This window comes from Rhizobium sp. LCM 4573 (assembly GCF_001854865.1).
In the GTDB taxonomy this organism is placed as follows: domain Bacteria; phylum Pseudomonadota; class Alphaproteobacteria; order Rhizobiales; family Rhizobiaceae; genus Neorhizobium.
Map to the genome: position 1 here is coordinate 123,320 of NZ_MDDW01000004.1, position 20,822 is coordinate 144,141.

Annotated in this window: 21 protein-coding genes; 4 read left to right on the forward strand and 17 right to left on the reverse strand. The window is 61.2% G+C overall.

Features of this window, described 5'->3' with window-relative positions; all coding sequences use genetic code 11:
• Nucleotides 1-7 precede the first annotated feature (7 nt).
• The 12 genes from LCM4573_RS09625 to sdhC all read right to left on the reverse strand — a co-directional run bounded on the left by LCM4573_RS09625 (nt 8) and on the right by sdhC (nt 13,570).
• Entirely contained in the window at nt 8-421 is a 414-nt protein-coding gene (locus tag LCM4573_RS09625; protein WP_071006061.1) for an MAPEG family protein, read from the reverse strand.
• 15 nt (nt 422-436) lie between these two features.
• Nucleotides 437-1,687 carry a 2-oxoglutarate dehydrogenase complex dihydrolipoyllysine-residue succinyltransferase gene (gene odhB, locus LCM4573_RS09630; RefSeq protein WP_071006062.1) on the reverse strand — a complete coding sequence of 417 codons (1,251 nt, stop codon included), beginning with the start codon at nt 1,685-1,687 and terminating at the stop codon, nt 437-439.
• Nucleotides 1,688-1,747: 60 nt separating this feature from the next.
• Nucleotides 1,748-4,744, reverse strand: coding sequence for a 2-oxoglutarate dehydrogenase E1 component (locus LCM4573_RS09635; RefSeq protein ID WP_071006063.1), 2,997 nt, complete (start codon nt 4,742-4,744; stop codon nt 1,748-1,750).
• Between the two features lie 182 nt (nt 4,745-4,926).
• The gene (sucD, locus tag LCM4573_RS09640; RefSeq protein ID WP_071006064.1) at nt 4,927-5,832 is read right to left on the reverse strand and encodes a succinate--CoA ligase subunit alpha; all 906 of its coding nucleotides are present in this window, start codon (nt 5,830-5,832) and stop codon (nt 4,927-4,929) included.
• Nucleotides 5,833-5,851: 19 nt separating this feature from the next.
• Complete coding sequence (gene sucC / locus LCM4573_RS09645; protein WP_071006065.1) at nt 5,852-7,045, reverse strand: ADP-forming succinate--CoA ligase subunit beta; 1,194 nt, start codon at nt 7,043-7,045, stop codon at nt 5,852-5,854.
• 21 nt (nt 7,046-7,066) lie between these two features.
• Entirely contained in the window at nt 7,067-8,029 is a 963-nt protein-coding gene (gene mdh, locus LCM4573_RS09650) for a malate dehydrogenase (protein WP_046796291.1), read from the reverse strand.
• Nucleotides 8,030-8,206: 177 nt separating this feature from the next.
• A complete protein-coding gene (gene zapE / locus LCM4573_RS09655; RefSeq protein WP_071006066.1) occupies nt 8,207-9,370 on the reverse strand; it encodes a cell division protein ZapE in 1,164 nt (387 codons plus the stop codon).
• Between the two features lie 22 nt (nt 9,371-9,392).
• Entirely contained in the window at nt 9,393-9,923 is a 531-nt protein-coding gene (locus LCM4573_RS09660; RefSeq protein ID WP_071006067.1) for a protease inhibitor Inh/omp19 family protein, read from the reverse strand.
• A 215-nt stretch (nt 9,924-10,138) separates the two neighbouring features.
• Nucleotides 10,139-10,918 (reverse strand): succinate dehydrogenase iron-sulfur subunit, encoded by a 780-nt coding sequence (locus LCM4573_RS09665; protein WP_046796288.1) that lies wholly within the window; start codon nt 10,916-10,918, stop codon nt 10,139-10,141.
• Nucleotides 10,919-10,935: 17 nt separating this feature from the next.
• Nucleotides 10,936-12,777, reverse strand: a complete 1,842-nt coding sequence (sdhA, locus tag LCM4573_RS09670; RefSeq protein WP_071006068.1) for a succinate dehydrogenase flavoprotein subunit — start codon at nt 12,775-12,777, stop codon at nt 10,936-10,938.
• 7 nt (nt 12,778-12,784) lie between these two features.
• Nucleotides 12,785-13,165 (reverse strand): succinate dehydrogenase, hydrophobic membrane anchor protein, encoded by a 381-nt coding sequence (sdhD, locus tag LCM4573_RS09675; RefSeq protein ID WP_071006069.1) that lies wholly within the window; start codon nt 13,163-13,165, stop codon nt 12,785-12,787.
• A gap of 12 nt (nt 13,166-13,177) precedes the next feature.
• The gene (sdhC, locus tag LCM4573_RS09680; protein WP_071006070.1) at nt 13,178-13,570 is read right to left on the reverse strand and encodes a succinate dehydrogenase, cytochrome b556 subunit; all 393 of its coding nucleotides are present in this window, start codon (nt 13,568-13,570) and stop codon (nt 13,178-13,180) included.
• A 298-nt stretch (nt 13,571-13,868) separates the two neighbouring features.
• On the opposite strand from sdhC, the gene LCM4573_RS09685 reads away from it, so the two are divergent.
• A complete protein-coding gene (locus LCM4573_RS09685; RefSeq protein ID WP_071006071.1) occupies nt 13,869-14,240 on the forward strand; it encodes a hypothetical protein in 372 nt (123 codons plus the stop codon).
• Between the two features lie 3 nt (nt 14,241-14,243).
• Here LCM4573_RS09685 and LCM4573_RS09690 read toward each other — a convergent pair whose 3' ends face one another.
• The 5 genes from LCM4573_RS09690 to tsaD are packed head-to-tail and all read right to left on the reverse strand — an operon-like array spanning nt 14,244 to nt 17,741.
• On the reverse strand, nt 14,244-14,888 hold the full coding sequence (locus LCM4573_RS09690; RefSeq protein ID WP_071006072.1) for a methyltransferase: 645 nt from the start codon (nt 14,886-14,888) through the stop codon (nt 14,244-14,246).
• 7 nt (nt 14,889-14,895) lie between these two features.
• Nucleotides 14,896-15,336, reverse strand: a complete 441-nt coding sequence (locus LCM4573_RS09695; RefSeq protein ID WP_071006073.1) for an EVE domain-containing protein — start codon at nt 15,334-15,336, stop codon at nt 14,896-14,898.
• Between the two features lie 6 nt (nt 15,337-15,342).
• Nucleotides 15,343-15,636, reverse strand: a complete 294-nt coding sequence (locus LCM4573_RS09700; RefSeq protein WP_071006074.1) for a YciI-like protein — start codon at nt 15,634-15,636, stop codon at nt 15,343-15,345.
• A 21-nt stretch (nt 15,637-15,657) separates the two neighbouring features.
• Nucleotides 15,658-16,647: an NAD(P)H-dependent glycerol-3-phosphate dehydrogenase gene (locus LCM4573_RS09705; RefSeq protein ID WP_071006075.1), complete on the reverse strand. Its 990-nt coding sequence runs from the start codon at nt 16,645-16,647 to the stop codon at nt 15,658-15,660.
• Nucleotides 16,644-17,741 carry a tRNA (adenosine(37)-N6)-threonylcarbamoyltransferase complex transferase subunit TsaD gene (gene tsaD, locus LCM4573_RS09710; RefSeq protein WP_071006076.1) on the reverse strand — a complete coding sequence of 366 codons (1,098 nt, stop codon included), beginning with the start codon at nt 17,739-17,741 and terminating at the stop codon, nt 16,644-16,646. Before tsaD ends, LCM4573_RS09705 begins: the two co-directional genes overlap by 4 nt.
• 69 nt (nt 17,742-17,810) lie before the next feature.
• Between tsaD and hemC the strand changes: the two genes are divergently transcribed.
• The 3 genes from hemC (at nt 17,811) to LCM4573_RS09725 (ending at nt 20,815) form a co-directional block, all read left to right on the forward strand.
• Entirely contained in the window at nt 17,811-18,740 is a 930-nt protein-coding gene (gene hemC / locus LCM4573_RS09715; protein WP_071006077.1) for a hydroxymethylbilane synthase, read from the forward strand.
• Nucleotides 18,741-18,743: 3 nt separating this feature from the next.
• A complete protein-coding gene (locus tag LCM4573_RS09720) occupies nt 18,744-19,457 on the forward strand; it encodes a uroporphyrinogen-III synthase (protein WP_071006078.1) in 714 nt (237 codons plus the stop codon).
• An 89-nt stretch (nt 19,458-19,546) separates the two neighbouring features.
• Nucleotides 19,547-20,815: a COG4223 family protein gene (locus LCM4573_RS09725; protein WP_071006079.1), complete on the forward strand. Its 1,269-nt coding sequence runs from the start codon at nt 19,547-19,549 to the stop codon at nt 20,813-20,815.
• The last annotated feature ends 7 nt before the right edge of the window (nt 20,816-20,822 follow it).

A 20,822-nucleotide genomic window follows, 5' to 3' on the forward strand; every position in this document is an offset into this window, starting at 1 on the left:
AATGCCATCAGGCAAACAAAACAAACATCATCATGAGCAGGCCGACGATGCCGATGAGCCACACGAGGGAGCGAATATAGGGTATTCCAGCGAGATAAAGCGGGATGTAGACGATCCGGGCCACCAGCCAGACCGTGGCGCCGATAAGGCCCATTCCCGACATATCGCCGGTGAAGGTCAGCGCCAGTAACAGGCCGACGAAGACAGGATAGGTTTCCCGGTAGTTTCCGGAGGCACGGGCAGCGCGGCCAGCCAGAACACCTTTCGGCTCCCTGCCCTCGTCTCTCGGCCCCGCATTCCAGGCGACGCCGAGTTCCATGGTCGCCAGCATTCCTTGCAGCCCGATATGGAAAAGCAGCAGGAAAACGCTCAAGGCAAGCAGTATCAAAAGATACATTGCGTCTGCCGAAGCGGGTTCCATGCTGCTCTCCCTTTATTAGAGGTCGAGGACCAGACGCTCCGGATCTTCCAGGCTTTCCTTGACCCGCACGAGGAAGGTGACAGCTTCCTTGCCGTCAACGATACGGTGATCGTAGGAAAGCGCCAGATACATCATCGGACGGATGACCACCTGACCGCCGATCGCCATCGGGCGTTCCTGGATCTTGTGCATGCCGAGGATGCCGGACTGCGGCGCGTTCAGGATCGGCGATGACATCAGCGAGCCGTAGACGCCGCCATTCGAGATGGTGAAGGTGCCGCCCTGCATGTCGGCCATCGAAAGCTGGCCATCACGCGCAGCCTTGCCGAGGCGGCCGATTTCCTTCTCGATCTCGGCGATCGACATCTGGTCGGCATCACGAACGACCGGAACCACCAGGCCCTTGTCGGTGCCGACGGCGACGCCGACATGGCAGTAGTTCTTATAGATGATATCCGTGCCGTCGATCTCGGCGTTGACCGCCGGGAGTTCCTTCAGCGCATGGGTAACGGCCTTGGTGAAGAAGCCCATGAAGCCGAGCTTCACACCATGCTTCTTCTCGAAGACATCCTTGTACTTGGTGCGCAGGTCCATGACCGCCTTCATGTCCACCTCGTTATAGGTGGTCAGCATGGCGGCGGTGTTCTGCGCATCCTTCAGGCGGCGCGCGATGGTCTGGCGCAGGCGCGTCATCTTCACGCGCTCTTCGCGCGCGGCGTCTTCCGTGGTCGACGGGCTGCGCGCTRCCTTCGGAGCTTCAGCCGCTGCAGYCGGGGCGGAAATGCCCTTGGCGACGGCGGCGATCACGTCACCCTTCAGAACCTGACCGCGCTTGCCGGAACCATCCACCTGTTCGGCGGACAGGTTGTTCTCCGCGAGCATCTTCGCGGCAGCCGGTGCCGGCGGCATCGAGGAAGCGCCGGCAGGTGCAGCAGCCGGAGCCGGCTCCGCAGCCTTGGCGGGAGCGGTCTCCGCAGCCTTTGCAGGCTCCGCGGGCTTGGCCGGAGCAGCCGCACCAGCACCCGCCCCACCTTCGGYGATCTGGCCGAGAAGGGCATCAAGACCGACGGTCTCACCGTTCTGTGCGACGATTTCGGTCAGCACGCCAGAAGCAGGTGYCGGAACTTCGACGGTGACCTTGTCGGTTTCGAGCTCGACCAGCGGCTCATCGGCCTTGACCGTGTCGCCCACCTTCTTGAACCAGGTGCCGACGGTCGCCTCGCTCACGGACTCGCCAAGTGTTGGGACGCGGATTTCAGTGGCCATGATCTGTTTCCGTTTTCTCAGATATCGTTCGTGTCGATGATTGGGAGTGGAGACTGAAAATCAGCCTCCGAGCGCGTCTTCGAGGAATGCTTCGAGCTGTGCCAGATGCTTGGACATCAGGCCGGTGGCCGGCGAGGCGGCAGCCGGACGGCCGGTATAACGGACCCGCTGATATTTTGCATCGATATGGGCGAGCACCCATTCCAGGTAAGGGTCGATGAAGGCCCAGGCGCCCATGTTCTTCGGCTCTTCCTGGCACCAGACCATCTCCGCGTTCCGGAAACGGGAGAGCTCGTTGATGAGCGCCTTGGCCGGGAACGGATAGAGCTGTTCGATGCGCAGCAGGTAGATGTCGTCGATGCCGCGCTTCTCACGCTCTTCCAGAAGGTCGTAATAGACCTTGCCCGTGCAGAGCACGACACGCCGGATCTTCGAGTCCTTCTGCAGCTTGATCGGACCGTCCTTGATGACCTCCGCATCGTCCCAGAGCAGACGGTGGAAGGAGGACTCGCCCGCCATTTCGGCAAGCGTGGAGGTAGCCCGCTTGTGACGCAGGAGAGACTTCGGCGTCATAAGGATAAGCGGCTTGCGGAAGTCACGCTTCACCTGCCGGCGCAGGATATGGAAGTAGTTGGCAGGTGTCGTGCAATTGGCGACTTGCATGTTGTCTTCGGCGCACATCTGCAGCCAGCGCTCCAGACGTGCCGAAGAGTGCTCCGGCCCCTGACCTTCATAGCCATGTGGCAGCAGGCAAACGAGACCGGACATTCTGAGCCACTTGCGTTCGCCAGAGGAGATGAACTGATCGAAGACGACCTGTGCGCCGTTCGCAAAGTCGCCGAACTGGGCTTCCCAGAGCGTTAGGGCATTCGGACGGGCCAAAGAGTAGCCGTATTCGAAGCCGAGGACGGCCTCTTCCGAAAGCATCGAATTGATGACTTCGTAGCGTGCCTGGCTCGGCGACAAGTTGGCGAGCGGAATATAGCGTTCCTCCGTTTCCTGATCGTAGAGAACGGAATGGCGCTGCGAGAAGGTGCCGCGCTCGCAATCCTGACCGGAAAGACGGATCTTGGTGCCCTCAACTGCAAGCGAGCCGAAGGCCAGTGCCTCGGCCATTGCCCAATCGATGCCCTCGCCCGTTTCGACCATCTGAGCACGATTTTCCATGAAGCGCTTGATGGTACGATGAGCATTGAAGCCTTCCGGAATGGTGGAAAGCTTGCGGCCAATTTCCTTGAGCTGCTTCATCGGCACTGCCGTCTTGCCACGGCGCTGCTCGTCGGCATTGTCGGCGGAACGCAGCCCCGACCACTGTCCATCCAGCCAATCGGCCTTGTTCGGCTTATAGCTCTGGCCGGCTTCGAACTCCGTTTCCAGATGCGCGCGCCAGTCGGCCTTCATCTTCTCGAATTCGCCTTCGGTGACGAGGCCTTCGGCGATAAGACGATCGGCATAGAGCTGCGTCACCGTCTTGTGGCCGCGGATGACCTTATACATCTTCGGCTGCGTGAACGCCGGCTCATCGCCCTCGTTATGGCCGAAGCGGCGGTAGCAGAACATGTCGATGACAACCGGCTTGTGGAACTTCATCCGGAACTCGGTTGCCACCTTGGCGGCAAAGACCACAGCTTCCGGGTCGTCGCCATTGACGTGGAAGATCGGAGCCTCGATCATTTTCGCGACGTCGGACGGATAGGGTGACGAACGCGAGAAGGCCGGATTGGTAGTGAAGCCGATCTGGTTGTTGATGATGAAGTGCATGGTGCCGGCGACGCGGTGTCCGCGCAGACCGGAAAGGCCGAGAATTTCGGCAACCACGCCCTGGCCGGCAAACGCAGCATCGCCGTGCAGCAGCAGCGGCAGCACCTTAGCGCGTTCCTTGAGCGGAATGACGTCGCCTTCCCAAGCCTTGGCCAGCATGTCCTGCTTGGCGCGGGCCTTGCCCATGACGACCGGGTTGACGATCTCGAGATGCGACGGGTTCGCTGTCAGCGACAGATGGACCTTATTGCCGTCGAACTCACGGTCGGAGGAAGCACCCAGATGGTACTTCACGTCGCCCGAGCCCTCGACCTCGTCGGGCTTGAACGAACCGCCCTTGAACTCGTGGAAGACCGCGCGGTGCGGCTTGCCCATGACGTTGGTCAGCACGTTCAGGCGGCCGCGATGTGCCATGCCCAGCACGACCTCTTCGAGACCGTCTTGGCCGCCGCGCTTGATGATTTGCTCAAGCGCCGGGATCAGCGATTCACCGCCATCGAGGCCGAAGCGCTTGGTGCCCTTGAACTTGACGTCGAGGAATTGCTCGTAGCCTTCCGCCTCGATGAGCTTTGACAGGATGGCTTTCTTGCCTTCCGCGGTGAAGGCAACACCCTTGTCCGGACCTTCGATCCGCTCTTGAATCCACTGCTTCTCCTCGGGGTTGGAGATGTGCATGAATTCAACGCCGACGGTCGAGCAATAGGTGCGCTCGAGGATATCGATCATCTCGCGGAGGGTCGCGTATTCGAGGCCAAGAACGTTGTCGATAAAGATCTTGCGGTCATAGTCGGCTTCGGTGAACCCGTAAGCCGTCGGCGACAGTTCGTTATAGTCCTCGACCGGAGCGGCAAGCCCGAGAGGATCGAGCTTGGCATGCAGATGGCCGCGCATGCGATAGGCGCGGATCATCATGATGGCACGCACGCTGTCGCGCGTCGCCTGCAGCACTTCCGCTTCGCTGACAGGTTTGCCGGTCGTGGCAGCCGCGGCTTCGGCCTTCGCCTTCACCTTGCCTTCAATCGCCTTTTCGACCACCGGCCAATTGCCATCGAGCGCCGAGACGAGTTCGCCATTGGCCGCGATCGGCCAGTTCTTGCGCTGCCAGGAAGCCCCGGTCGCCGCTTTCTTCACATCTTCGGGGTTATCGGCCAGCGCCTTGAAGAAGGACTGCCATTCCGGGCCTACCGAATTCGCGTTTTCCTCGTAGCGGGCATAGAGCTGCTCGATATAGGATGCGTTCGCACCGTCGAGAAAAGAGGTGATGAGGAACTGCTCGTTGGCTTCTTGCCGTGCCATGATGCTTTGCGGACGCCGCGTCCGCCTCCTGACGTAATGAGGCCGAAGAAGAGCGTCGGCYACCGCTTTCATTTGCCTTGCGACATGGCCGATACCCGGCCCGTCGCGCGTCGCTTGACGCTGAACACGGGCAGGCAAACCATGTTCCAGTTCGCCTGCCCGAAGCTTGTAACTATGTGGCGTCAGCCCTTGAGGACTTCAACCAGGGTCTTGCCAAGGCGAGCCGGCGACGGCGACACCTTGATGCCGGCCGCTTCCATGGCAGCGATCTTCGATTCCGCGTCACCCTTGCCGCCGGAAACGACGGCGCCGGCATGGCCCATGGTACGACCCTTCGGTGCCGTGCGGCCTGCAATGAAACCGGCCATCGGCTTCTTGCGGCCCTTCTTGGCTTCGTCGATCAGGAACTGCGCCGCGTCTTCTTCAGCCGAGCCGCCGATTTCGCCGATCATGATGATCGAGGTGGTTTCGTCATCAGCCAGGAACATTTCCAAGACATCGATGAACTCGGTGCCCTTGACCGGGTCGCCGCCGATGCCGACGGCCGTAGTCTGGCCGAGACCTTCGTTGGAGGTCTGGAACACGGCTTCGTAGGTCAGCGTGCCCGAACGCGAAACGATGCCGACAGAACCCTTGCGGAAGATCGAGCCCGGCATAATGCCGATCTTGCACTCTTCCGGCGTCAGGATGCCCGGGCAGTTCGGGCCGAGCAGGCGGGATTTGGACTTGTCGAGCCTGGCCTTCACGCGCACCATGTCCATCACCGGAATACCTTCCGTGATGCAGGTGATGAAGGGGATCTCGGCGTCGATCGCCTCGATGATCGCGTCAGCGGCGCCTGCCGGCGGAACGTAGATCACGGTGGCATCGGCGCCGGTCTTTTCCTTGGCTTCGGCAACCGAAGCGAAGATCGGCAGAACAGTGCCGTCAACACCCGACGACCAAGTTTCACCGCCCTTCTTGGGGTGAATACCGCCGACCATCTTGGTGCCGTAGTAGGCGAGCGCCTGTTCGGTGTGGAAGGTGCCGGTCTTGCCGGTCAGGCCCTGAACGAGAACCTTCGTGTCTTTGTTGACGAGAATAGACATTCTTTCCGGTCCTTCCAGATTAGGCTTTGATCGCCGCGACGATCTTCTTCGCCGCATCGTCAAGATCGTCGGCCGCAGTGATCGCGAGGCCAGACTCGTTCAGGATCTTCTTGCCGAGCTCGACATTGGTGCCTTCGAGGCGAACGACGAGCGGAACCTTCAGGCCGACTTCCTGAACAGCGGCGACAACGCCTTCGGCGATGACGTCGCAGCGCATGATGCCGCCGAAGATGTTGACGAGAATGCCTTCGACCTTCGGATCGGCAGTGATGATCTTGAAGGCCGCAGCGACCTTTTCCTTACCGGCGCCGCCACCGACGTCGCAGAAGTTTGCCGGCTCCTTGCCGTAGAGCTTGATGATATCCATCGTCGCCATGGCGAGGCCGGCACCATTGACCATGCAGCCGATATTGCCGTCGAGTGCGACATAAGCGAGATCCCACTTGGAGGCCTCGATTTCCTTGGCGTCTTCTTCGGTCTCGTCGCGCAGGCCCTTGACGTCCTCATGGCGGAACAGCGCATTGCCATCAAACGACATCTTCGCGTCGAGAACGCGCAGGTGGCCGTTTTCCATGACGATCAGCGGGTTCACTTCGAGAAGAGCCATGTCCTTCTCGTTGAAGGCCTTGTAGAGCGCCGGGAAGAGCGCCTCGGCGTCTTCGGCGGCAGCGCCCGTAAGCTCGAGAGCCTTGGAGATCTTGGCGACGTCGTCAGCCGTGACGCCGGCTTCCGGATCGATGGCGATCGTGTGGATCTTTTCGGGCGTGTCGTGAGCGACAGCCTCGATGTCCATGCCGCCTTCGGTCGAAACGACGAACGCGACGCGACCGACGGAGCGGTCGACCAGCAGCGAGCAGTAGAGCTCGCGGGCGATATCAGCACCGTCTTCGATGTAGAGGCGGTTGACCTGCTTGCCGGCTTCGCCGGTCTGCGCGGTCACAAGCGTGTTGCCGAGCATTTCCTTGGCGTGAGCGACGACCTCATCGATCGACTTGGCGAGACGAACGCCGCCCTTGGCTTCCGGGCCGAGCTCCTTGAACTTGCCCTTGCCGCGACCGCCGGCATGGATCTGGCTCTTGACCACGTAGAGCGGGCCCGGGAGCTTCCTGGCGGCAGCTTCCGCCTCTTCGACCTTCAGAATGGCCACGCCTTCGGCGACCGGCGCACCGTAGCCCTTCAGAAGAGCCTTGGCCTGATATTCATGGATGTTCATGGGGCTTGATCCCTTTTTGAATTACTTGAGCGAAGGCGCGATATTGATGCAGGCTTCGCAAAGACCAGCAACGGCGCCAACCGATTTCTGGAAGGCGGCCTCTTCGTCCTTGTTGAATTCGACTTCCACGATGCGCTCGACGCCGCCAGCACCGAGAACCACCGGAACGCCGACATACATGTCCTTGACGCCATACTGACCGGTCAGGTGAGCAGCGACCGGCAGGACGCGCTTCTTGTCCTTGAGATAGGATTCAGCCATCTCGATCGCCGAGGCGGCAGGCGCGTAATAGGCCGAACCAGTCTTGAGCAGACCGACGATTTCGGCGCCGCCGTCACGGGTGCGCTGAATGATTTCTTCGAGGCGCTCCTTGGTGGTCCAGCCCATCTTCACGAGGTCGGTCAGCGGAACGCCGGCAACGGTAGAGTAGCGGGCAAGCGGCACCATCGTATCGCCATGGCCACCGAGAACGAAGGCCGTCACGTCCTGGACGGATACGTTGAACTCTTCGGCGATGAAGAGGCGGAAACGGGCGCTATCCAGCACGCCGGCCATGCCGACGACCATGTTCTTCGGCAGACCGGAGAACTTCTGCAGCGCCCAGACCATGGCGTCCAGCGGGTTGGTGATGCAGATGACGAAGGCGTTCGGAGCATACTTCTTGATGCCCGCGCCCACCTGCTCCATGACCTTGAGGTTGATGCCGAGCAGATCGTCGCGGCTCATGCCCGGCTTGCGGGCGACACCTGCCGTGACGATGCAGACATCGGCGCCTTCGATCGCGGAGTAATCGCTCGCGCCGGAAAGCTTGGCGTTAAAGCCTTCGACGGGGCCGGACTGAGCAATGTCGAGGCCCTTACCCTGGGGAATACCGTCGGCGATATCGAAGAGGACGACGTCGCCCAATTCCTTGAGACTGGCAAGATGTGCCAGCGTACCACCGATCATGCCAGAACCAATAAGTGCGATCTTCTTGCGCGCCATCGAAAAGCTTCCTTTCGAGATCCAAGTCCATTGCAGAGCACGGCGATGCCCGCCAATGTGGCTCACGGCATACCGGCATCTTCCAGAATTGGCAATCGATTATTTTCGGGCGATATTTTTCAATCGGTTAGATCATAAAATTCTTACGTAAACGTAAGAATTTTTGACATGAAACCGTCAAACTCCCTGCCGCTTTTCACGGTGGAGCTCAAGATAGTCCGGACTGCGCATCTCGAAGAGGCGCGAAACGGTACGGTCGAATTCGAAGCCCTCCGTGCCGCGCCGTTCAGTCAGCAGGTCTTCCGGCGGAGTAGCCGCCGAAGCGTAAAGTCGGACGGTATGGTCGTAAAGCGCATCCACCAGAATGATGAATCGCTTCGTCTCGTTGCGCTTCTCCGGGCCGAGCTGCGGAATATGCTCGACGAAGACGGCGTCGTACCGGTCGGCGATCGCCAGATAGTCGGAAGCGCCGAGCGGCTTTTCACAGAGATCGGCGAAGGTGAAGCGCGCCGCGCGACCGGCTTCCAGCGGCACATGGATCGCCCTGCCTTTCATGGGAATTTCCGCCGGCTGCGCCCGCTTTCCTTCCGTGACCTGATGCCAGGCCGCTTCGATGGCGGCATCGGCACGACCGTCGAGCGGCGTGACGTAGACCGGAAGGCTCGCAAGCTTCTGCATTCGGTAATCCGTCGGGGAATCGAGCGTCACCACATCCACATGCTTGCGCAGGATATCGATGAAAGGCAGAAAAAGGCCGCGGTTGAGCCCATCTCTGTAAAGGTCTTCCGGGGCGACATTGGACGTCGCCACCAGCACGCAACCCAGATCGAAAAGCTCCTTGAAGAGCCGCGCCAGGATCATCGCATCGGTGATGTCCGTCACCGTGAACTCATCAAAGCAGAGAAGTTCGGCTTCGGCAAAGATCGAGGCCGCAACTGGCGGCACCGGATCGGCCTCCTGTGTTTCTCCACTCTTGAGCTTCGTGCGGTGGGCGTGGATGCGGCCGTGAACATCCGCCATGAATTCGTGGAAGTGCGCGCGGCGCTTCCGGTCCACCGGCGCCTTCTTGAAGAACATGTCCATGAGCATGGTTTTGCCGCGGCCGACGCTGCCATGCACATAGAGCCCGCGAATGGCGCCGGGCTTTCCAGAGCCCTTGGCGAAGAGCCAGCCGAGAGCGCTTTTCTTCTTCTTCGGGCGTGAATCGCGAAGGTTATGCAATACGCGGTCCAGCCTGGCAGCCACCTCCAATTGCRCCGAATCCGCCGCGAGCGCTCCAGACGATGTCAGCGCCTTGAGCTCCTCGCCAACGCTCTGCGTATACTCAGGGATGGGTTCCAAACCGGCAGGACCTCGGAGAACCTTATCGGCTCAGGCTGATCGGCTGCCCGGAATTGGTGGTGCCGTCGAAGCGATTGTCGGCGCTTTTGTAGACACGGCCGAGGACATTGCCGGCCCGATCCTTGAACTGCACCGTCTTGCCGGCGACTTCCCAGGAGCCCATGGCGGTAAGTTCGCCGGCGCATCCGCGCGTGCCGCCGCGGGAGCCGCTGCCAAGATTGGTGAGCGTCAGGAACATATCGCAGTTCGAGCCCGCATTCGCGACGCGCCAGCTGCCGACCATGGATTCCTTCGTCACGTCGAGCGCGCTCGCCGGCGGCGTTCCGGTCTGAGCGGCAGCGGCCATTTCCGGGGAAGCTGTAGGCGCGGATGGGAATTGCGATGGATTTCCTGCTCCGGGAGCCGGAAGGGAATTGGACTGAACCGACGGAACCGGCTGCGCCTGGAGAGGCGGCGGAGACGGCAGATTGCTGGAAGGGTTAAAGGAGGTCCTTTGGCAACCGGCCAGCGATAGCGCAATGACAAGACCCGTCGCCACATATCTGAACTGCATCACATACTCCCGCGTTTCAGTTGGTACCCGCCGCGAATGCCCCTGAATTGAGACCGAATTATCGTAAACCGCTTTGGTTAATCAAGTCGTACCGGAAAATTCGCCACCATTGCGTCATTCCGGCATCTGCTCCGGTTTCGTACAGCGCTCAAAAAACTCGCCGCCACCGTGAGGGCAGCGACGAGCATCATGTTTATGAACGATGCGCGCGACCGTTATACGCGGCGCTCGACCATCATCTTCTTGATTTCAGCGATCGCCTTGGCCGGGTTCAGGCCCTTGGGGCAAGCCTGTGCGCAGTTCATGATCGTGTGGCAGCGATAAAGGCGGAAGGGGTCCTCGAGATTGTCGAGACGCTCGCCCTTGGCTTCGTCGCGGCTGTCGATCAGCCAGCGATAGGCCTGCAGCAGAACGGCCGGACCGAGATATCGGTCGCCATTCCACCAGTAGCTCGGACAGGAGGTCGAGCAGCAGGCGCAGAGAATGCATTCGTAGAGGCCATCGAGTTTCAGGCGATCCTCATGGCTCTGCTTCCATTCCTTTGCCGGCGGCGGCGACACCGTCTTCAGCCACGGCTCGATCGAGCGGTGCTGGGCGTAGAAGTTCGTCAGGTCCGGCACGAGGTCTTTGACGACCGGCATATGCGGCAGCGGATAGACCTTCACCGCGCCCTTCACGTCGTCCATGCCCTTCGTGCAGGCCAGCGTATTGGTACCGTCGATGTTCATGGCGCAGGAGCCGCAAATGCCTTCACGACAGGAGCGGCGCAGCGTCAGCGTCGGGTCGATCTTGTTCTTGATGTAGAGCAGACCGTCGAGGATCATCGGACCGCAATCATCGACATCGATATAATAGGTGTCGATGCGCGGGTTCTGGCCGTCATCCGGATTCCAGCGATAGACGCGGTACTCCCGGACATTTTTGGCACCTTCCGGCTTCGGCCAGACCTTGCCTTCGGTCATCTGAGAGTTCTTGGGGAGAGCGAGTTCAACCATGTTGCAGTTCCCTCAGATCAGTACACGCGAGCCTTCGGCTCGATCTTGTGCGGATCGATGCCGTCTGCGATGAGCTCGGTATGGACCGGGCGATAGTCGAGCTTCACGTCGCCCGCCTCGCTCACCCATGCGAGCGTATGCTTGCGCCAGTTGACGTCGTCGCGTCCGCCGAATGGACCTTCCGTAAAGTCCTCGCGAGCGTGGCTGCCACGGCTTTCCTTGCGGGCTTCCGCGCCGTAGACCGTGGTGATGGCGTTCGCCATCAGGTTTTCGAGTTCGAGCGTCTCGACAAGATCCGAGTTCCAGATCATCGAGCGGTCGGTAACCTTGACGTCCTTCATCTCGCTCCAGATTTCGGAAAGACGACGGCAGCCGGATTCCAGCGATTCCTGGGTGCGGAACACGGCCGCGTCTTCCTGCATGGCGCGCTGCATCTTGTCGCGCAGCACCGCTGTCGGGGTGCCGCCCTTGGCATTTCTCAAACCGTCGAAACGGTCCATGATCTTGTCGCAGGCCGAAATGTCGAGCGCCGGGATCGGCGCGGCACGGTCGATCACCTGCCCGGCGCGGATCGCGGCGGCGCGGCCGAAGACCACGAGATCGATCAGCGAATTGGAGCCAAGGCGGTTCGCTCCGTGAACCGAAGCGCAGCCCGCCTCGCCCACGGCCATCAGGCCGGGCGCGATGCGTTCCGGATTGGCGCTGTCGGCATTCAGCACCTCGCCCCAATAATTGGTGGGGATGCCGCCCATGTTGTAGTGGACGGTCGGCAGGACCGGGATCGGCTCGCGGGTCACGTCGACGCCCGCGAAGATCTTGGCGCTCTCGGAAATACCCGGCAGGCGCTCATGCAGAACGGCCGGATCGAGATGGTCGAGATGCAGGAAGATATGGTCCTTGTTCTTGCCGACGCCTCGGCCTTCGCGAATTTCCAGGGTCATGCAGCGGGAAACGACGTCGCGCGAGGCAAGGTCCTTCGCGGACGGGGCATAGCGCTCCATGAAGCGCTCGCCTTCGGAGTTGACGAGATAGCCGCCTTCGCCACGTGCGCCTTCCGTGATGAGACAGCCCGAACCATAGATGCCGGTCGGGTGGAACTGCACGAACTCCATGTCCTGGAGCGGCAGGCCGGCGCGTGCGATCATGCCGCCGCCGTCGCCGGTGCAGGTATGGGCAGAGGTCGCCGAGAAATAGGCGCGGCCGTAGCCGCCGGTCGCCAGCACCACCATCTTGGCGGCAAAGCGATGGATCGTGCCGTCGTCCAGGCACCATGCGACAACGCCGGTGCAGCGGCCGTCATCGGACATAATCAGATCGAGCGCGAAATATTCGATGAAGAATTCCGCATTGTTGCGCAGCGACTGGCCATAGAGCGTGTGTAGGATGGCGTGGCCGGTACGGTCGGCGGCCGCGCAGGTGCGCTGCACCGGCGGGCCGGCGCCGAAGTTCTGCATATGGCCGCCGAACGGACGCTGGTAGATCTTGCCTTCCTCATTTCGGGAAAACGGCACACCGTAGTGCTCGAGTTCATAGACGGCCTTCGGCGCTTCCATGACCATGTACTGCATGGCATCCACGTCGCCGAGCCAGTCTGACCCCTTGACGGTGTCGTAAAGGTGCCATTGCCAGCTGTCCGGCGTCATGTTCTGCAGCGAGGCGGCGATACCGCCCTGCGCCGCGACCGTGTGGGAGCGGGTCGGGAAGACCTTGGTGATGCAGGCGGTCTTGAAACCCTGCTCAGCCATGCCGAGCGTGGCGCGGAGGCCGGCGCCGCCGGCACCGACGACGATCACGTCATAGGAATGATCGACATAGGTATAGGCCTTGCCGTTCTGGGCGATGGGAGAAATCGATGYCATGACCGGATTATCCTGCGAATGYGATTTTCAGGACGGCGAAAAGACAGAGCCCGCCGACAAGAAGGGAAAAGAAGGCGTTGAGGACGAGGGCCGCAAGCTTCATGCCTTCCGAGTGAACGTAATCCTGAATGATCTCTTCCATGCCGAGGCGCATGTGCACGATGCTGGCGATGATGGTCAGCGCATTGATCGTCGCAACGAAGGGATTAGCGAGCGCGCCGACCACGTCCGCATAGGGCTTGCCGACGTGCATGATCAAGAAAACGATATAGAAGAGGATGAGAGGAACGAGGGCGACCGAGGTCGTCCGGACTTTCCAGAAATGATCGGTGCCGCTCTTGGCAGAACCCAGCCCGCGAACCTTTCCGAGAGGAGTACGCATATCCATGAACGATTCTCCTCAGCGGACCAGAAGCACGATCGCCCAGACCAGGATGGTCAGTGCGATGGAGGCCACGAGATTGGCCTTGGCGAGCTTGGTCGAGAACTCTTTCTCGAAGCCGTAGCCGAGATCCCACATGATGTGGCGCAGTCCGCCGAGCAGGTGATGGATGATCGCCCAGGTGTAGCCGAACAGGACAATCTGGCCGACGATCGTGCCGAACAGCCAATTGACCTGATTGAAATATTCCTCGCCGGAAGCGGCTGCGATCAGCCAGACGGCGACCAGGATCGTGCCGAAGTAGAGTGCACCGCCAGTAATACGGTGAACGATCGACATCGCCATGGTGGGAATGAACTTATAGATTTGAAGATGCGGCGACAGGGGCCGGTTGTTTGTCACATTCGCCATCAGAACCTCGCGGCGTCGTATGCGGTATCGAGGGGCAGAGCGCCCGGCAATGCACCGTGCCGAAGAAATGTGCATTGCATCATCGGCGTGGTTTAATCCCCGAAATCCTCAACGACAAGCACTATTCAAACGGATTTCAAATTTAATCGATTGTGTTTTTTCTGCGGGAGGCAAGCCTCAATCTTCGACGTCGGCATTAACCATATCCGCCAAAGGTTAACGCATCGAGATGGATTTCCGGACCTTTTCGACGGCACTTCGTGTTAACCTTTCGTTAGCTTTGCGCCCGGAGGCCGGCATGACGCCGAATCAGATCACATGCACGCTGCTTGCGGCGATACTTCTTGCCCTGCCCGCATCCTCGGCTCTTGCCGGCGATTACAACAGCAGCCATCGCCACGGCGGCTATCATGCGAAGTGGCGGCCTTCGATCGGCTATACCAATCCGGTTTCGCGCATGCGCGGCGTCGGAACTTTCAGCAGCTCGTCCTGGGCATTCAATCTCGACCGCGTTGCGGGTTCGATCCGCGAATACCGGATTTCCGGCCCGGAACTGGCTCCCATGGCGAAGGTGATCGATGTCGAGAGCGAGCCGCCCGGCGGTCTCTTCAATCCGAAGAACGCCTGCTCCTATGAGATGGGCGTATGCGTGATCCGCGGGGACCGCTGACGATCATATAAATCGCCAGACGGTGGTTTTCTTGTTTTCGCTGTCTTCCAATGCGCGGGTGACCGGCACTTCATAGACGGCGCATGCCTCCAATCGATCCCTGGGGCAATAGCTGCGGCCAGGATCACCGATCAACACCAGCTTTCCCTCCGCCGCCAGCCGGCTAAACCAGGGCACGAGGCCGGCCGCGAAATCGCGATCATAGAAGACGTCGCCCGCGAGGATCACATCGGCATCGATTTCATTTCCAACGAGGTCGTGATAGGTAAAGTCGATTTCCACGCCATTCTCGGCGATGTTGAGTTTCACGGCGCTTTCCGCCCACGGATCGATATCAGCGGCGAGGACATGGGCAGCGCCCGCCATTTTCGCCGCGATCGCCACCAATCCCGATCCCGTGGCAAAATCCAGCACATGGCTGCCGGCAACGGCCTCCGGATGATCGAGAATATAGCGGGCGAGCCCCTGCCCGCCAGCCCAGGCGAAGGCCCAAAAGGGTGGCGGCAGGCCGATCTGCTCGATCTCCTCCTCCGTTTTCAACCACAGCTCATGTGCCTCGGTTGCCAGATGCAGCCGGATTTCCGGCACATGCGGCGGCGCCATGAGGTCCGTATTGGCGAGGATGAAGCTGCGGGGATCGGTCTTCACCGGCCGGTCAGTCCGGCGAGCGTGGCGGGTTGTCGAGACCGCCGAGCCTGCAGATCTCTAAATATTCTTCCTCCGTCACCGGCTGCACGGAAAGCCGCATGGAAGTGACGAGCGACATCTTCTCAAACTTCGGGTTCGCCTTGWTGTCCTTCAGCGTGACCGGCTTGGGCAGATCGCAGACGGCGCGGATATCGACACAATCCCATCTGGGATCGTCCTTGGCCGTTGAATCGGGATGGCTCAGAGCACAGACCTCTACGATGCCAACGATCTCCAACCCTTCGTTGGAATGATAGAAGAAGCCTTTATCWCCGAGCTTCATGGCACGCATGTTGTTGCGCGCCTGGTAATTGCGCACTCCGGTCCATTCCTCACCCTGCGCGCCCTTGGCCTTCTGCTGCTCCCAGGACCAGGTGGAAGGTTCGGATTTATAAAGCCAATATGCCATGGAAGCTCACTCCGCCGGCTTGTTGAAGACCCAGTTATAGGGCTTCACCTCGACCTTCTCGAAGAGCCCGGCGAGATAATAGGGATCGGCTTCGGCAAGCGCGCGGGCGGCAGCCATGTCTTCCGCCTCGACGATCACCAGGCTGCCATTCGGCTTGCCCTCGTCGTCGAGAAATGGGCCGGCCATTTTCAACGTGCCTTTGTCATTGAGCTTGTTCAGGTGCTCCAGATGTGCGGGGCGGGTTTCCATCCGCACATTCAGATGGCCGGGCTTGTCAGTGCATAGGAAGGCAAACAGCATCACTTTCTCCTGGAAATTCTTCTATTCGGTGGTGATCGGCCGGGTCATCAACTGTTCCGTCGCGGTGCGGATATCAAGCCTGCCGTCGATGATGGCCGCCACCGCATCGGTAACCGGAAGTTCGACCGAGAACGTTTGCCCGAGCCGCGCCGCTACCGGCGCCGCGAAGGCGCCCTCCACCAATGGACCACCGGCGGTGATCGCAGGCTCGCCCTTGCCGAGCGCAATACCGAAACGCAGGTTGCGGGATTGGTGGCTGGTTCCTGTCAGCACGAGATCGCCAAGCCCGGAAAGCCCACGCACGGTATCGGCCTTGCCGCCCATCGCCGTCACCAGCCTCGACATTTCGGCAAGCCCGCGGGAAATCAGCGCCGCGCGGGCGGAATCGCCAAGGCCTGCCCCTTCGACTATGCCGCAGGCAATCGCCAGGACATTCTTGAGCGCGCCGCCGAGCTGGACGCCGATTCGATCCGTTGCCGCATAAAGCCGGAAAGTCCGGCTCGAGAGCGCAAGCGCCAGCCGTTCCGCGAGTGCATAATCCTCGGCAGCGATCGACATGGCCGTCGGCAGGCCACGGGCGATATCCGCTGCAAAGCCGGGACCGGAGAGCACCGTAACGGGGTGGTTCGGCAGTTCGCTTTCCAGCACTTCGGTCAGAAGCCTACCGGAGGCGCGATCGATCCCCTTGGCGCAGGTGACGACCACGGCGTCCTTGCCGAGATAGGGGCCATAATGCTTGCCGGCGTCCGCATGCGCTTGGGAGGGCATGGCGAAGAGCACGATGCTCGCATCCTCGATCGCATCCGGCTCGGCGGAAAATTCCAGCGAATCGGGCAAAGGCACACCCGGCAGAGCCGCATCATGCACGCGATCCTCTCGCAGATCGCTCATCAGCGCGGGGTCCCGCCCTACGAGCGTGACGGAAAATCGGCCCTCGAGGGCGATCACGGCAGCAAGCGCCGTCCCGAAGGCACCCGCGCCGACTACAACGATCTTTTCCGCCGCGCTCACGCTTTTGCACCCCTCTTGCCCGACCCCAATAGAGTTTTCGCGTGACTGTCGAGCGGCCAGCGCGATCGCGGCTGAACATCAAGCGCATCAGCGGGAAAATCCTGCGCCAGCCTTTCCAGGCCGGCCCAGGCGATCATCGCCGCATTATCGGTGCAGAGCCTCATCGGCGGGGCAATAAAGCGAAACCCATGCTCCAGGCAGAGCGCCTGCAGCGTTCGCCGGATTTCCTGGTTGGCCGCAACGCCGCCGGCAACCACCAGCGCCGGCTCGACATCGAGGTTGGAGAACTCCGTCTTGAAGCGGGCAAGGCCACGACCGATGCGATCTTTCAGCGTGCGAGAAATCGCTTTCTGAAACGACGCGCAGATATCGGCCACGTCCTGTTCGGACAGAGGAGCGATTTCGGTCGCCGCTTGCCGGACGGCCGTCTTCAGCCCGGAAAAGGAGAAGTCGAGCCTGGCTTCGCCGACCAGCGGCCGAGGCAGGGAGAACCGGTCGGGATTACCCACCTGCGCAGCCGTCTCCACCGCCGGCCCACCCGGATAAGGAAGCCCGAGCAGCTTGGCCGTCTTGTCGAAAGCCTCACCCAGGGCGTCGTCGATCGTGGTGCCCCAGCGCTCGTAGTCTCCGATGCCGCGCACCAGCACGAGCTGGGTATGGCCGCCGGAAACGAGCAGCATGAGATAGGGAAAGGAGAGCCCGTCCGTGAGGCGGGCCGTCAACGCATGGCCCTCGAGATGATTTATCGCCAGCAATGGCTTGCCGGCGGCGCGGGCGAGTGCCTTGGCCGTCATCAATCCGACGATCAGGCCGCCGATCAGGCCGGGCCCGGAGGTCGCGGCCACCGCATCGATCTCGTCGAGCGATACCTGGGCTCTCTTCAGCGCCTCTTCTACCAACCCGTCCAAGGCCTCGACATGCGCGCGGGCGGCAATTTCCGGTACCACGCCGCCATAGGCGCTGTGTTCCTCGAGCTGCGAGAGCACTACATCGGAAAGGATCTCGCCGCGACCATCGGGATGGCGCGCAACGACCGCCGCAGCGGTCTCGTCGCAGCTTGTTTCGATGCCGAGGATGCGAAGAAAGGTCGCCATAGGCCCTCGTTGATTGCGATACCGGCCAAACCGGTCTACGAAAGCTCCGGTAACAATGGAATGAAACGGATGCAAACAAAACCTTTCCGGATCGGCACGCGCGGCAGCCCTCTGGCGCTCGCCCAGGCTTCCGAAACCCGTGCGCGGCTGATGGCGGCGCATGGTATGCCGGAGGAAATGTTCGAGATTGTGGTGCTGTCGACGGCTGGTGATCGCATCACCGACCGGTCGCTGGCCGAAATCGGCGGCAAAGGTCTCTTCACGCAAGAGCTTGAAGAGCAACTCCTTTCCGGCGATCTCGATTTTGCCGTGCATTCGTCGAAGGATATGCCGACGAAACTGCCGGACGGTTTGCAGCTCTCGGCTTATCTTCCGCGCGAGGATTTTCGCGACGCCTTCATCGGCCGTACCGCACCCACGCTGACCGCCCTGCCCGACGGCGCCACCGTCGGCTCCTCTTCTCTTCGCCGCCAGGCCCTGATCCGGCGCATCCGGCCTGATATCACCGTCATCACCTTCCGGGGTCTGGTTGATACCCGCCTCCGCAAGCTGCATGAAGGACAGGTGGATGGCACGCTTCTCGCTTTCGCGGGCCTCAAGCGGCTGAAGAAAGAAGAGGTCGTTACGGAACTGCTCGACCCCGAGGATTTCCCTCCGGCGCCGGCGCAGGGCGCCATCTGCGTGGAAAGCCGGATAGACGACACCCGTATCAATGCGTTTCTCGAAGCGATCAACGACAAGCCTACCTATGATGCTGTCTCCTGCGAGCGCGCCTTCCTGGCGACGCTCGATGGCTCCTGTCGCACGCCGATCGCGGGTTATGCGGTCTGCGAAGACCATCAAATGAAATTTTCCGGCCTCATTCTGACTCCGGATGGCCGTCAAGAGCATGCGATAACCGTCGAAGGCTCGCGCGCCGAGGCCGAAAAGCTCGGCCGGCGGGCCGGTGAAGCCGTGCGTGCGGCTGCCGGCACCAGCTTCTTCGACAGCTGGACCTAAGGCATGCGGGTCGTCGTCACCCGCCCCCTTGCCTCGGCTGGACGCACGGCCGAACGGCTTGCCTCCATGGGCCACGAGCCGGTGCTCTTTCCGCTGACCGAAGCGCGGCACCATCCGGCAGTCGCGATGGAAGCGCTGGAGCGGCCGCATTTCGCCATCGCCATCACCAGTGCCGAGGCCATTCGCTGCATGCGGGAACTTGGTCCTGAACTGGCTCCCCGTCGCGACGAAATTCTCTTCGCAGTCGGAGAAGCCACTGCCGATGCGGCCCGTGAGGCGGGTTTCCGTTCCATCCAAATCGGGCCGGGAACCGGCGCGGAACTGGCCGCGCATATCGCGGACACCGATAGCGCGCGCCGGGCGACATCGCCGCTGCTCTACCTCGCCGGAAAACCGCGTTCGCCTGCATTTGAGGAAGGGCTTCGCCATCACAGCATACCTTTCGTGACGACGGAATGTTATGAAATGATAACAGTAGAACCGAAGGATGACCGCCTGCTTCTCGAGCCTCCCGCCGATGCCGTGCTCCTCTACTCGAGGGAAAATGCAAACCTCTTCTTCGGCCTGGACGTCGTGCGGCAAAATGCCCGCGAATTTGCAGGCATGGTCTTCTGCTGTATGAGCGAAAACGTGGCCGAAGCCGTTCCGCAAGCTTTCCGCAACGATCTTCGTATTGCAAGAAGACCGGAGGAGCCGAGCCTTCTCGCCCTTCTTTAGTCGAGGTGAGGAGCAAAATCCCGTGCGGCCCTTCCCTTCGCCGGGCCCGCCGACTAGTTTGCAAAGAGCAAATGCAGAATGAGGTCCCCATGGTTTCGGAAAAGCCGACCCGCCGTTCCAGAAAGGCCAATGAGCCGGTCACGATAGACCTTTCGGCCGAGGAAACGAGCGCGGTCGCGGAGCCGATACGCAGCAACGACACCGACGAGCCGGTCACACCAGCGGAAAACGAAAGCCTTCAGGATATCGAATCCATAGGTGCCGCCACCAAGAGCGAGGACCTGAAGGAGGACGGCGTGGAAGCCTCGTCCGAACCATCCTCCACCGAAGAGACCATCAAGGAAGACGAGGCAGAGGAGGCGGACACGAGGGCCGGTTTCACTGCCCCACCCCAGCCGGGACCCGCCTTAGAGGCGCGACCACGCCAGAGCCCCGCGACCTCCACCCTGATCGCCTCCGGCATATTCGGCGGCATTGTGGCGCTCGCGCTTGCCGGCAGCATGAAATATGCAGGATATCTTCCCGGCGCGACGCCTGCGCCTCCCCCGGCACCGGTCACCGATACCAGCGCACTCTCCTCGCAGATTGCGAGCCTGCAGGAGGARATCGCGACGCTGAGGGAGCGACCGGTGGCGGATACTGCCGGGCTTCAGGCACGTGTCGAAGCTCTCGAAACCGCTTCCGGCACTACACCTGCCCCAGCCGACACCGAAGCGCTTGCCGCGCTGAAGAGTGACGTCGACCTCCTGCGCTCCGCCGTGGAATCCACCGCTGGAAACGACGCGGAGCTCGAGCGACGGCTGGTCGAGACCGAGGCCAAGCTGAACCGGCCCGGAGCGGAAGAGCAGGTGGCGCGCGCCATTTCCGTATCTGCCTTGAAGTCTGCCATCGACCGCGGCGGATCCTTCTCTACCGAGTTGGAAACCTTTGCCGACCTTGCTCCGGATGATCCCGCAATAGCCGAGTTGCGGAAATTCTCAGCCATCGGCGTTCCGTCCCGCGCGGAACTGCTACGGGGCTTTCCGACAGTAGCCAATGCGATCCTCGATTCCGTCAACCAGCCCGACCCTAACCAGGGCCTAGCGAGCCGCCTGATGGCAAGCGCGTTGTCTGCGGTAAAGGTGCGCCGTGTGGGTGATGTCGAGGGTGACACGCCGGAGGCGATCGTCGCCCGCATCGAGAACAATCTCCGCAGCGATAACCTGGAGGCTGCAGCTGCGGAATGGGAGAAACTGCCCGAATCTGCCAAGGCCGCATCACAGCAGTTCAAGCAGAGCCTCGATGGCCGCATCCAGGTGGAAAAGCTGGTGAGTGATATGCTGACCCGCATCGTGAGCGGCACGAGCAGGCAGGGCTGAGGGCGTA

What these genes read in the sequence shown, in the direction of transcription:
- LCM4573_RS09685 (WP_071006071.1), top strand. Translation starts at nt 13,869, where the DNA reads ATGACGCCGAATCAGATCACATGCACGCTGCTTGCGGCGATACTTCTT.
- LCM4573_RS09700 (WP_071006074.1), bottom strand. Translation starts at nt 15,636, where the DNA reads ATGCTGTTTGCCTTCCTATGCACTGACAAGCCCGGCCATCTGAATGTG.
- hemC (WP_071006077.1), top strand. Translation starts at nt 17,811, where the DNA reads ATGCAAACAAAACCTTTCCGGATCGGCACGCGCGGCAGCCCTCTGGCG.
- sucD (WP_071006064.1), bottom strand. Translation starts at nt 5,832, where the DNA reads ATGTCTATTCTCGTCAACAAAGACACGAAGGTTCTCGTTCAGGGCCTG.
- mdh (WP_046796291.1), bottom strand. Translation starts at nt 8,029, where the DNA reads ATGGCGCGCAAGAAGATCGCACTTATTGGTTCTGGCATGATCGGTGGT.
- LCM4573_RS09625 (WP_071006061.1), bottom strand. Translation starts at nt 421, where the DNA reads ATGGAACCCGCTTCGGCAGACGCAATGTATCTTTTGATACTGCTTGCC.
- LCM4573_RS09665 (WP_046796288.1), bottom strand. Translation starts at nt 10,918, where the DNA reads ATGGTTGAACTCGCTCTCCCCAAGAACTCTCAGATGACCGAAGGCAAG.
- tsaD (WP_071006076.1), bottom strand. Translation starts at nt 17,741, where the DNA reads ATGGCGACCTTTCTTCGCATCCTCGGCATCGAAACAAGCTGCGACGAG.
- sucC (WP_071006065.1), bottom strand. Translation starts at nt 7,045, where the DNA reads ATGAACATCCATGAATATCAGGCCAAGGCTCTTCTGAAGGGCTACGGT.
- LCM4573_RS09720 (WP_071006078.1), top strand. Translation starts at nt 18,744, where the DNA reads ATGCGGGTCGTCGTCACCCGCCCCCTTGCCTCGGCTGGACGCACGGCC.
- LCM4573_RS09660 (WP_071006067.1), bottom strand. Translation starts at nt 9,923, where the DNA reads ATGCAGTTCAGATATGTGGCGACGGGTCTTGTCATTGCGCTATCGCTG.
- LCM4573_RS09635 (WP_071006063.1), bottom strand. Translation starts at nt 4,744, where the DNA reads ATGGCACGGCAAGAAGCCAACGAGCAGTTCCTCATCACCTCTTTTCTC.
- sdhC (WP_071006070.1), bottom strand. Translation starts at nt 13,570, where the DNA reads ATGGCGAATGTGACAAACAACCGGCCCCTGTCGCCGCATCTTCAAATC.